Source organism: Rhodococcus sp. JS3073, from assembly GCF_026810085.1.
GTDB lineage: Bacteria > Actinomycetota > Actinomycetes > Mycobacteriales > Mycobacteriaceae > Rhodococcus_F > Rhodococcus_F wratislaviensis.
On sequence record NZ_CP113951.1, the window covers coordinates 6,019,136 to 6,029,950 of the forward strand.

Below are 10,815 nucleotides of genomic sequence, written 5' to 3' on the forward strand. Positions count from 1 at the left end.
CAGACGTAGCCGGTGCCTTCGCCGAGTGCGTATTGATCGCGGGCATCCCGGTCCGTTGAATGAACCGTGACACTGTGACCCACGCCACCACGCTCTCCGAAGGGATCACCCCGTGACCCGCTCCACTGCCCTCCTCGACCGGACCGTCGCCGCCGGTTCCGAGTCCCGCAGCCGCGCTTGGGGCCTGACCGCGCTCCTCGTGCTGCTCTACGTCGTCAACTACGCCGACAAGGCCGTCCTCGGCATCATCGCCCAACCCCTCGCCCACGAGCTGGGGCTGAGCGCCTCGCAGATCGGGCTGGTGGGAAGCCTCTTCTTCCTGACCTTCACCGTCGGCGGGTTCTTCGCCGGTGCGCTCAACCGCTGGATGTCGCTGCGGTGGGCGCTGCTGCTGCTCGCGATCGCCTGGTCCGTCGCGGTACTCCCGCTCGTGGTCGTCGCGTCGTTCGCGGTGCTGCTGGTCAGCCGCCTGCTCCTCGGGCTCGCGGAGGGTCCGAGTTCCGCCCTGCTCCACACGGCGGCGTACTCGTGGCATGCGCCCGCCAAGCGCGGACTGCCGAGCGCCCTGCTCGCCGGTGCCGCGTCCATCGCCAAGATCGCCGTCGCACCTGCTCTCGCATTCGTGACCGTCACGTTCGGATGGCGCTACGCGCTGGTCGCGCTGGCGGCCATCGGGGTGGTGTGGTGCGTCGTGTGGCTGACCGTCTGGAGCGAGGGCCCGTACATTCGCAGCGGCAAGGGCGCCGATTCCGCCGCTGCCGGTGAAGTGGTCGAACCGGCGGTGCCGTGGGGTCGTATCTTCCGGACCCGCACGTTCATCAGCGGTGCGTTCCTCGTCATGAGCGTGTACGCACTGGTTGCCGTGGTCCTGACGTGGCTGCCCTCGTACTTCGAGGTGGGCCTCGGATACAGCCGCCTCCAGGCCGGCTCCATGTTCGCGTTCCCGAGCATCGCCGGGTTGATCCTGATGCTGCTCTCGTCCGTGATCGGTGACCGTCTCCTCGCACGCGGCTCGACCTCTCGCGTCGTCCGCGTCATCGTCCCCGCCGTCGGGGTGCTGATCTGCGGAGCGATCCTGCTGGCACTCCCGTCCATCACCGCACCGGGTATCGCCGTCCTCGTCGTCTCCGTCGGCTACGGCTTCGCCGCATCGGTGTTCCCGCTGCTCAACGCGGCGATCTCGGAGATCTGCCCGCCCCGCCAGACCGCGGGCACCCTGGGCGTCTTCCTCGCCGTCATGGCGATCGGCGGCCTCGTCGCCCCCTATGCGACGGGTCTGATCGTCGACGCGGCGGCCTCGCCCGCCGCGGGCTATGCCACCGCGTTCCAGGCACTCGGACTCGTCGCCGCCGTGTGCGCCGTCGGTGCGCTGGTCTTCGCGAACCCCGAGCGCGACAAGAAGCTGGTCCGGGGCGACGCCGCGGGCATAGGCACGAACTAACCCTGTGATCGGCCGAAAGTCGTTGTGCTGACGACATCGCCCGTGATTGATTCGAGTGACCCCCTCAGATCGAAGGAACACACCATGCGCGATGCAGTGATCGTCGACGCCGTCCGCACGCCCATCGGGCGGCGTGGCGGTTCCCTGTCCGGAATCCACCCCGCAAATTTGTCGGCACACGTCCTCGAGGCCCTCGTGGCGCGTACCGGTCTCTCCCCGGAGGAGATCGGTGACGTCGTCTGGGGCTGTGTCAGCCAGGTGGGCGAGCAGGCAGGCAACGTCGCCCGCACCGCCGTGCTCGCCGCCGGCTGGCCGGAGACCGTTCCGGGTACCACCCTCACCCGGGCGTGCGGATCGAGCCAGCAGGCCGTGAGCTTCGCCGCCGCCGCCGTCATCGCCGGACACGAGGACGTCGTCGTCGCCGGTGGTGTGGAGTCCATGAGCCGGGTTCCCATGGGCAGTGCGAGCAAGAACGGCGAGCACTTCCCGGCGGCCGTCCTCGACCGGTACGGCGTCGACGGGTTCAGCCAGGGCACCGGCGCCGAGATGATGGCCGCGAAGTGGGGGCTCTCCCGTCAGGTGCTGGACGAGTACTCGCTGCGCTCCCACGAACTCGCGGCGCACGCCGCGGACCGGGGCGCGTTCGACGGGCAACTCGCACCGCTCTCCGACGTCCTCGCCGGGGACGAGGGGATCCGCCGCGGCGGCACGCTCGAGTCTCTCGGCAAGTTGAAGACCGTGTTCAAGGAGGACGGTGTGATCCACGCCGGCAACTCCTCGCAGATTTCCGACGGCGCCGGTGCACTGCTCGTCACGACGAGCGAGAAGGCCGCGCAACTCGGTCTGACCCCGATGGCCCGCATCCACACCTGCGCCGTCGCCGGCGACGACCCGGTGATCATGCTGACCGGACCCATCGCCGCGACGGAGAAGGCACTGACCCGCTCCGGACTGAAGATCGACGACATCGGCGCGTTCGAGGTGAACGAGGCGTTCGCTCCGGTCCCGCTGGCGTGGCAGGCGGAGACCGGCGCCGCGACGGACCGGCTGAACCCGCTCGGCGGCGCCATCGCGGTCGGTCACCCGCTCGGCGGTTCCGGGGCGATCCTCATGACCCGACTCGTCCACCACATGCGGGACAACGGCATTCGGTACGGGCTGCAGACCATGTGCGAGGCGGGCGGCCTCGCCAACGCCACCATTCTCGAACTTCTCTGATCCGACAACACTTTTCGAAGGGACACCCGCACGATGGAACTCAAGGGAATCTCGACCGCGGTCACCGGCGGCGCGTCCGGTCTCGGTCTCGCGACGGCACGCCGCCTCGTCGACGCAGGCGCTCAGGTCACGCTCATCGACCTTCCGAACTCCGACGGTGAGGCGGCAGCGAAGGAATTGGGCAGCGCCGCCCAGTTCGCTCCCGCCGACGTCACCGATTCCGAGCAGTTCGCGGCCGCCCTCGACGTCGCCGACGACAGCGGTGGCCTGCGCGGCATCGTGCACTGCGCCGGGGCCGGACGTCGGATGCGTATCCTCGACTCCGACGGCAAGGCAGGCTCCGTCGAGGACTTCGAGTTCGTGATCCGGCTCAACCTCGTGGGCTCGTTCAACGCCCTGCGCCTCGGGGCGGAACGGATGGCGCGGCAGGAGGAGATCGACGGAGAGCGCGGCGCCGTCGTGCTGACGGCGTCGGTCGCCGCCTTCGAAGGCCAGATCGGCCAGATCAACTACACCGCATCGAAGGCCGGGATCGTGGGCATGACGGTCACCGCGGCCCGCGACCTCGCCAGCCGCAACATCCGGGTGTGCACGATCGCCCCGGGAATCATGGACACCCCGCTCCTCGCCCGGTTGCGCGACGACGTGCGTGCGTCGCTGGAGAAGTCCGTGCCGGGCCCGTCGCGTCTGGGCAAGCCCAGCGAGTTCGGGCAGCTCGCCTGCCAGATCCTCGAGAACGGCTACCTCAACGGCGAGACCATCCGCCTGGACGGTGCCATCCGCATGGCACCTCGCTGACGAGTAAGGGACCCAACGTGAATTCTGCTGCACCGGTACTGCATTACCCCGACCTGACGTTGGCGGCGTTCCCGTCCGGCATGGCGGGCCTGTACGGAGACAAGGCCGCAGTGGTCGACGGCGAGACGGTGTGCACCTACCGCGAACTCGACCAACGGTCGGGCGCGTTCGCCGCCGCACTGCGGGACGCGGGGGTGACCGAACGCGACGTGGTGCTTCTGCACCTCGGCAACTGCATCGAATTCGTCGTGGCCTACTACGGCGCACTGCGGGCAGGCGCGACCGTCACCCTGGTCAACCCGCTGCAGCCCGGCCCCGGCCTGCGCTCGCAGATCGTCGACACGGCGGCGGTCGCCGCCGTCACCCAGCCCGGGCAACTGGACACCCTCACCGAGGCGGCGAGCGGCACCACCGTCCGCACGATCGTGGTGGCCGGACTCCCCGCAGGCGCAGGTCGCGGTCAGTTCGGGTTCGAGGAGTTCGTCCGCGGGTACGCCACCGCGCCGTCCACCCCGAAGGTGTCCGGGGACGATGTGGCCCACCTCGCCTACACGGGCGGCACCACCGGGTTGTCCAAAGGTGTGCGGGTGCTGCACCGCAACGTCCTCGCCAACGTGACGCAGATGATCGCTTGGCGGGCGGGCCACGAGGTGCGCGCCACCGCCGACGGCGGAATCGAACTGCGCCCCGTCGAGAGTCTCGGGGACCGCGGGGTGGTGCCCGGCGCCGGAGCGACCGTCGTCGTGTCGCCGCTGTTCCACGCCCACGCGCTGATCAACATGTCGTTCCTCCTGCTGTGCGGGGCGACGCAGATATTCGCCGGACGGTTCGAGCCCGGCCGCATGCTGGAATTGATCGAAACGCACCGCGCCACATACATCACCGGCAGCCCGGCGATGTGGCATGCCGTCGCCACCCACCCCGACGCCGCGGCCCGGGACACCGACTCGGTGCGGGTCGTCTCCTCGGGTGCCGCACCGATCGATCACGTGACGCTCGAGGCGCTGGGCCGAGCCTTCCCGTCGGCGAGCGTGGTCGAGGGGTACGGGCTGACCGAGGGCACCTGCCTGGTCGCCTCCGCACCGTTGACCGGCTCCGTCGCGTACAAGCTCGGCAGCGTGGGGCTGCCGGTGTTCGACACCGAGGTGCAGATCCGCGCCCAGGACGACTCCGGTGCCGTATTTGAGGCCGGCACCCGCGGCAAGTTGTGGGTCCGCGGCCCGCAGGTCACGGACGGCTACCTGAATCATCCGGAGATCACGGCGCAGCAGTACGTCGACGGCTGGCTCGACACCGGCGACATCGCCTACCTGGACGAGGACGGGTACCTGTTCATCTGCGACCGCACCAAGGACATGCTGATCTACAAGGGCTACAACGTGTATCCGCGTGAGCTCGAGGAGATTCTGGTCTCGCACCCGGACGTGTCCTCGGCCGCCGTCGTCGGCAGGGAGGCCGGCAGCGTCGGTCAGGAGCCGGTGGCGTTCGTGGTGCCGATGCCGGACGTGACGATCGATCCGGATGCGGTGTCCGCGTACGTCGCCGAGCGGGTGCTGCCGTACAAGAAGGTACGCGACGTCGTGGTGGTCGAGCAGCTACCGACATCGGCGGCCGGGAAGATCCTCAAGACGAAGCTGCGTGAGCAACTCGCGACCGCGGCGACCTAGCGTCTTCTCCCGCTGGGTGGACGCAACTCTGTGAGGCGCGCCCTTCTTCCCCCTACCGTCCTGGTCGGGGGAAGAAGGGAGCGCAGATGGCGCCGGCCGAGTCGATCGTGTACATCGTCGACGAGATGGTGGTCGAGCCCGGGCGGGCTCGCGCGTTTCTCGCCGACTACCTGGAGCGTTATGCGCCCGGGGCGACTGCGCGTGGCCTGACGCTGGACCGCGTGCTCGTCTCCCCGCCGGTGTGGCTGGAGGACCAGTCGAACACCCTGACCGTCAGCTGGATTCTGCGGGGTGCTCGCGCGTGGTGGCATCAGAGCCTTCTCGCACGCCACGATGCGGAGGTGCTTCGCTGGTGGGCCGACACGGACGGGGTCCTCACCACCCGGCGCCGCACCGTCTCCTGCTCGTCGGCGGATGTGGAGGCGATGACCGATGTTTAAGGTGACCAAGCTCGTTCACCTCGCCGACGACGCGGATGCCTCCACCGGTGCGGCGTTGGCCGGCAGGCTGCGCGAGGTCGCTGTTCCCCGGGCTCGGCGCGTTCTCGTGAAACCGACCCTGCCCGGCGGAATCAACGGGGGCGACGTGATCGCGCACCTCCACTTCGACGACGAATGCCACTGGCGCGCCGTCGAACCAGACATCACCGCACAGCTGTGCGCGCCCGAGATCGCGCACATCGACAGCGTCGGCTACGCGGGTGTGCCCACTCCCGCCCGACGTCATGTCGAGCCGACCGTCTACCGGACGCTGCTTGTCTCAGTGGACGATTCGGTCGACCCGGAGGTAGTGGAGAGATTCGAATCCGAGACGCGGGCGATGCCGGACCATATCCGCACGATCGGGACCTCGCAGCTGAGCCGGGTGCACGAATCGGCCGGTTCCGCGAGGTGGACCCATGTCTGGGAGCAGGAGTACGCGAACCTGGACGGGCTACTCGGGCCGTATATGACACATCCCTATCACTGGGCGCACATAGATCGGTGGTTCGATCCCGAACGCGGGCCGCGGATCGTCACTCGGCTCTGCCACAGCTTCTGTGCGATCGACGGCCCGACCATCACGGTTGCGGCACCTGCCACTCCCCGCTGAACGCAGGGGGACGCTTCTCCACGAATGCGCGTAGCGCGGCGGGCGCGTCGGTTGCGAAATTGACCGCTTGCGAACGCGCCTCGTTCTCGAGTGCGTCCCGCAGCGACGACGTCGTGCTGTCCTCGATCAGCCGCGTCGACTGCATGACGGCCACCGTCGGCGCTGCCGCGAGACGGGTGGCGAATTGGGCGACGGTGGCGTCCAGTTCGTCCGGCTCGACGAGCTCGCTGACCAGTCCCAGCGCATCCGCCTGCTCGGCGTCGATCATCTCGGCGAGCATGACCAGACGTTTCGCGCGGTGCAGGCCCACCATGCGCGGCAGGAGCCACGAACCGCCGAAATCCACCGACAGGCCGCGCTTGGCGAAGATCTGGCTGAACTGCGCGTCGCGTGAGGCGATGAGCAGATCACACAGCAGCGCCAGGTTCCAGCCGGCTCCCACGGCGTAGCCGCGAACCTTCGCGATCAGCGGCTTGGGGAACTCGGCCACAGCCAGCGCCGTCGCGTTGATCTGACGCATGCGGTTCAGCGGGTGCATGGGTGTGCGCTTGTCGAGGTCCGCGCCAGTGCAGAAGTCGCTGCCCGCGCCGGTGAGGACCACGACGCGGGTGGTGTCGTCGAGGGCGAGTTCGCCGAGTGCCTCGCGCAACGCGATCCACGAGTCGAGGGTCATGGCGTTGCGCCGTGTGGGCCGGTTCAGGGTGATCGTCGCGACCGCACCGTCCCGGCTGATCAGAACGTCGCGTTCGGCGGATTCGGTGTCTGTGGTCGGGGTGACGGATTCGATGCTCATACGCGGCTCCAGACGTCGGCGCGGTTCTCGGCGAACGCCGGAGTGGTCGACGCCGTGCCGCCCAGCCAGTCGATCACCGGGGACGTTCCGTCGCAAGGTCGTTCTGGGATACACCGGATGAGGTGAAACCTATGGTTACCGCCGAGCGTCATAGGTTCCGATTAATCGGACCATCAGCGATGTGTCTTTGTCCGCGCCCAGCGCGCGTGCTGAACTGTTCGGGAACTGGAAGTGCTTGCATCAGAAGACTCCCCCTCATCAGGAGAACCGATGTCTCTACCACCCGTCCTGTCCGATCGCCTGCGCCTGCCTGCCGTCGCCTCCCCGATGTTCCTCGTCTCGGGTCCCGACCTGGTGATCGCCCAGTGCACGTCGGGGATCGTCGGCTCCTTCCCCTCCCTGAATGCCCGCCCGCAGCCCGTCTTGCGCGAATGGTTCACCCGCATCACCGAAGCCCTCGCCAAGCACGACGCCAACAACCCCGAGACACCGTCCGCGCCCTACGCGGTCAACCTGATCATCCACAAGAGCAACGACCGCCTCGACGAGGACCTTGCGACCGTCGTCGAGTTCGAGGTCCCGATCGTCATCACGTCCCTCGGCGCCCGCGCCGACGTCAACGAGGCCATCCACAGCTACGGCGGCATCGTCCTCCACGACGTCATCAACAACACGTTCGCGAAGAAGGCCGTGGAGAAGGGCGCCGACGGCCTCATCGCCGTCGCGGCCGGCGCCGGCGGACACGCGGGCACCCTGTCGCCGTTCGCGTTGATCCAGGAGATCCGCGAGTGGTTCGACGGACCGGTCCTGTTGTCGGGGTCCATCGCCCACGGCCGCTCGGTCCTCGCCGCGCAGGCCGCAGGCGCCGACCTCGCCTACATCGGCTCCGCGTTCATCGCCACCGAAGAGGCCGACGCGGACCAGCGGTACAAGCAGATGATCGTCGACTCCACCGCGTCCGACATCGTCTACTCCAACCTGTTCACCGGTGTGCACGGCAACTACCTGCGCGGCAGCATCGAGGCCGCCGGACTCGACCCGCACGACCTCGCCGTGTCGGACCCGTCCGCGATGAGCTTCCGCGGCGGAACCGCCAAAACGAAGGCATGGCGCGACATCTGGGGATCCGGACAGGGGATCGGCGCCGTGCGCTCCGTGCAACCGACGGCGGAACTCGTCGACCGCCTGGTCGCGGAGTACGCCGCGGCCAAGAACTACCTGCTCGCGCTGTAGCCTTCTGCCCGCACGAGTTCGACGAACGCGTGGCCGACGGGGGAGAGCATGTCGGGATCGAATGCGATCCCGAAGGTGCGGGCAATCGTCGGCTCCGCGCGGCGGACCACCGCGCGGTCCCGGGCCGCCTCCGCGATCGACCGTTCCAGCAGGGTTCCGCCGATTCCCGCGAGTACCAGGGGAAGTCGCGCCTCGCGGTGATCCGACAGCGCCGCGAGGATGGGGCGTGCCCCGGCATGACGGATCGATTCCTCGATCTCGTTGGCGACGGAGTGGCCGCGGGGGACGAAGACCATCGGGATGTCGGGGAGCGCTGCGAGCGGAACGGGACCTTCCGGCAGGTCGGTGCCAGGCGGGTACACGAGCCAGTACTCCTGTTCGCCGAGTTCGACGACGTCCAGGCGGGCGTCGTCGAGCGGGAGGTGCGCCACCACGAATTCGCAGTGGCCGTCCTCGATCAGCGACCCGGCCTGCGCCTCGTCTTTCAGTTCACCCAACCGGACCGTCACATTCGGGTGGGCCCGCCGGAATTCGGTGACGAGGTCGACGAGGGGCCCGATCGCCAACGCCGGAAAGGCCATGATGTCCAGTCGGCCTGCGAGTGCCCCGTCGGAGGTGGCGAGGAGGTCCTCGACGGCGGTGACGTCGCGGAGGATCTGCCTGCTCGGCCCGACCATGCTGCGCCCGGCGGCGCTGAGCACCATGCCCCGGCCGATGCGGTGGAACAACTGCACACCCAGTTCCCGCTCGAGCCCGCGCAAAGCCTGCGAGATGGTGGGCTGTGCGACGCCGAGCGACGCGGCGGCCCCGTTGATGCCCTCGTGTTCCACAACGGCGAGAAAGTACTCGACCTGACGCAACTCCATGTGCTCAGTTCCTCACTCGGGTGCCGGTGTTCGGGTGGCCTGCGCGATCGCGACGAACGCCGAGGCCGCCGGTGATCCCGGTCCGGACCGCTGCACGAGGCCGACGGGGCGGGTCAGTTTCGGTGTCATCGACCGGATCGAGACCCCGCGCAACTGCTCCTCGGCGACCAGGCGGGGGAGGACGGTGGCCGCGGCGCCGCGCATCACCAGCTCCCACGTGGCGCCCGGGTGGGTGCAGTCGATGACGACATTCGCGGGCTCACCGACGAGGTCGGTGATCAGCGCCGCGTCACTCTTGTCCCCGAGATCCTGAACGAGCGGAATGGTGCGGACGGCCGAGCGGGGCACCGGATCGGGAAGGGTCTCGGCGAGGGCACCGGGCAGGGCGAGTACCAGCTCCTGATCGCCGATGGGAACCGAGCGCAGCGCACTGTGGTCGACGGACAGGTCGATCACCCCGAGTTCGGCCTCGCCGCGGCGCAGGGCGCCGAGGACGCCGGTGGGGCCGTCGGCGTCGATGATGCGGACCGTCACGCGGGGGTACTGCTCACGGAACCGGCGCACCAGGTCGACGATCGGATCGATCGAGAACGCCGCGTAGGTGACGACGTCGACACGGCCGGACACGAGTTCGCGCACCGCGGCGACCTTGGCCTTGGCCCGCTCGACGTCGGCGAGGATGCGCCGGGCGGCGACGTCGAGGGTGCGGCCGTCCTCGGTCAGCTCGAGACGCCGCCCGGTGCGGTCGAACAGCGTGACACCGAGGCGGCGTTCGAGTGTGCGAATCGCCTGCGAAAGCGACGGTTGCGAGATGTAGAGGGACTGCGCGGCCCTGGTGATCCCGCCGTGATCGACTACCGCGACGAAGTAGGTGACGAGATGCAGGTCCACGCGGTCATCGTACGGAAGCCGTGATGCGGGCTGTGCCGATCACGCGGCTAGCGGCCACGCCACACCGGTGGGCGCTTCTCCGCGAAGGCGCGCGCACCCTCCTGGGCGTCCTCGGACGCGAACACCGGATCGAGGAAGCGGCGCTGCCCGGCGAACGCGTCGGGGTCGGTGTAGTTGGCGGACATCGCGACGACCTGCTTGGTGGCGCGCACGGCGAGGGGACCGTTGGCGGCGACCCGTGCCGCCAGTTCGCGGGCGGCGGCGAGAGCCTGCCCGGGCTCGGTGAGCCGGTTGACGAGTCCGTGCGCGTGCGCGACCTCGGCGGTGAGGGGATCGCCGGTGATCGCCATTTCCATCGCGATCGGGTACGGCAGCACCTTCGGCAGTCGCAGCAGACCGCCTGCGGCGGCGGCGAGCCCCCGCTTGACCTCGGGGATGCCGAACTTGGCGTCGCGGGCGGCGACGATCAGATCGGCCGACAGTGCCAGTTCGCAGCCGCCGGCCAGCGCCCATCCCTCGACCGCGGCGATCAGCGGCTTCGTCGGCGGGGCCTCCGTGATCCCACCGAAGCCGCGGCCGGGCAGCGACGGCCGCTCCCCGCGGGTGAACGCCTTCAGATCCATGCCCGCGCAGAACGTTCCCCCGGCGCCGGTGAGGATCGCGATCGTCAGGTCGGGCCGCGCCTCGAACTCGTCGATCGCGGCGGCGAGCGCTTTGGCGACCTCGAGGTCGACGGCGTTCTTCGCCTCCGGCCGGTTCAGGGTGATGACGGCGACGCCATCGGAGAATTCGGTGAGAACCACACTCATGGGTGTC

Annotated in this window: 11 protein-coding genes; 7 read left to right on the forward strand and 4 right to left on the reverse strand. The window is 69.1% G+C overall.

What is annotated here, in order from left to right; all coding sequences use genetic code 11:
- Positions 1-112: 112 nt before the first annotated feature.
- The 6 genes from OYT95_RS27195 to OYT95_RS27220 all read left to right on the forward strand — a co-directional run bounded on the left by OYT95_RS27195 (position 113) and on the right by OYT95_RS27220 (position 6,216).
- Positions 113-1,441 carry an MFS transporter gene (locus OYT95_RS27195; RefSeq protein WP_037230802.1) on the forward strand — a complete coding sequence of 443 codons (1,329 nt, stop codon included), beginning with the start codon at positions 113-115 and terminating at the stop codon, positions 1,439-1,441.
- 84 nt (positions 1,442-1,525) lie between these two features.
- Positions 1,526-2,659 carry a thiolase family protein gene (locus OYT95_RS27200; protein WP_037230799.1) on the forward strand — a complete coding sequence of 378 codons (1,134 nt, stop codon included), beginning with the start codon at positions 1,526-1,528 and terminating at the stop codon, positions 2,657-2,659.
- Between the two features lie 33 nt (positions 2,660-2,692).
- Complete coding sequence (locus OYT95_RS27205) at positions 2,693-3,457, forward strand: SDR family NAD(P)-dependent oxidoreductase (protein ID WP_268789627.1); 765 nt, start codon at positions 2,693-2,695, stop codon at positions 3,455-3,457.
- Positions 3,458-3,474: 17 nt separating this feature from the next.
- The gene (locus tag OYT95_RS27210) at positions 3,475-5,124 is read left to right on the forward strand and encodes a class I adenylate-forming enzyme family protein (RefSeq protein ID WP_268789628.1); all 1,650 of its coding nucleotides are present in this window, start codon (positions 3,475-3,477) and stop codon (positions 5,122-5,124) included.
- An 86-nt stretch (positions 5,125-5,210) separates the two neighbouring features.
- Positions 5,211-5,564, forward strand: a complete 354-nt coding sequence (locus tag OYT95_RS27215; RefSeq protein ID WP_268789629.1) for a hypothetical protein — start codon at positions 5,211-5,213, stop codon at positions 5,562-5,564.
- Positions 5,557-6,216: a Dabb family protein gene (locus OYT95_RS27220; RefSeq protein ID WP_268789630.1), complete on the forward strand. Its 660-nt coding sequence runs from the start codon at positions 5,557-5,559 to the stop codon at positions 6,214-6,216. The genes OYT95_RS27215 and OYT95_RS27220 overlap by 8 nt, the downstream gene beginning before the upstream one ends.
- On the opposite strand, the gene OYT95_RS27225 is transcribed toward OYT95_RS27220, so the two are convergent.
- Positions 6,185-7,009, reverse strand: coding sequence for an enoyl-CoA hydratase/isomerase family protein (locus OYT95_RS27225; RefSeq protein WP_037230789.1), 825 nt, complete (start codon positions 7,007-7,009; stop codon positions 6,185-6,187). The genes OYT95_RS27220 and OYT95_RS27225 overlap by 32 nt on opposite strands.
- A 270-nt stretch (positions 7,010-7,279) precedes the next feature.
- Between OYT95_RS27225 and OYT95_RS27230 the strand changes: the two genes are divergently transcribed.
- A complete protein-coding gene (locus tag OYT95_RS27230; RefSeq protein ID WP_268789631.1) occupies positions 7,280-8,242 on the forward strand; it encodes an NAD(P)H-dependent flavin oxidoreductase in 963 nt (320 codons plus the stop codon).
- On the opposite strand, the gene OYT95_RS27235 is transcribed toward OYT95_RS27230, so the two are convergent.
- The 3 genes from OYT95_RS27235 to OYT95_RS27245 are packed head-to-tail and all read right to left on the reverse strand — an operon-like array spanning position 8,224 to position 10,808.
- On the reverse strand, positions 8,224-9,108 hold the full coding sequence (locus tag OYT95_RS27235) for a LysR family transcriptional regulator (protein WP_112300963.1): 885 nt from the start codon (positions 9,106-9,108) through the stop codon (positions 8,224-8,226). The two genes, OYT95_RS27230 and OYT95_RS27235, sit on opposite strands and share 19 nt — an antisense overlap.
- A gap of 12 nt (positions 9,109-9,120) precedes the next feature.
- A complete protein-coding gene (locus OYT95_RS27240) occupies positions 9,121-9,999 on the reverse strand; it encodes a LysR family transcriptional regulator (protein ID WP_037230785.1) in 879 nt (292 codons plus the stop codon).
- A 47-nt stretch (positions 10,000-10,046) separates the two neighbouring features.
- Positions 10,047-10,808 (reverse strand): crotonase/enoyl-CoA hydratase family protein, encoded by a 762-nt coding sequence (locus tag OYT95_RS27245; RefSeq protein WP_037230784.1) that lies wholly within the window; start codon positions 10,806-10,808, stop codon positions 10,047-10,049.
- Positions 10,809-10,815 lie beyond the last annotated feature (7 nt).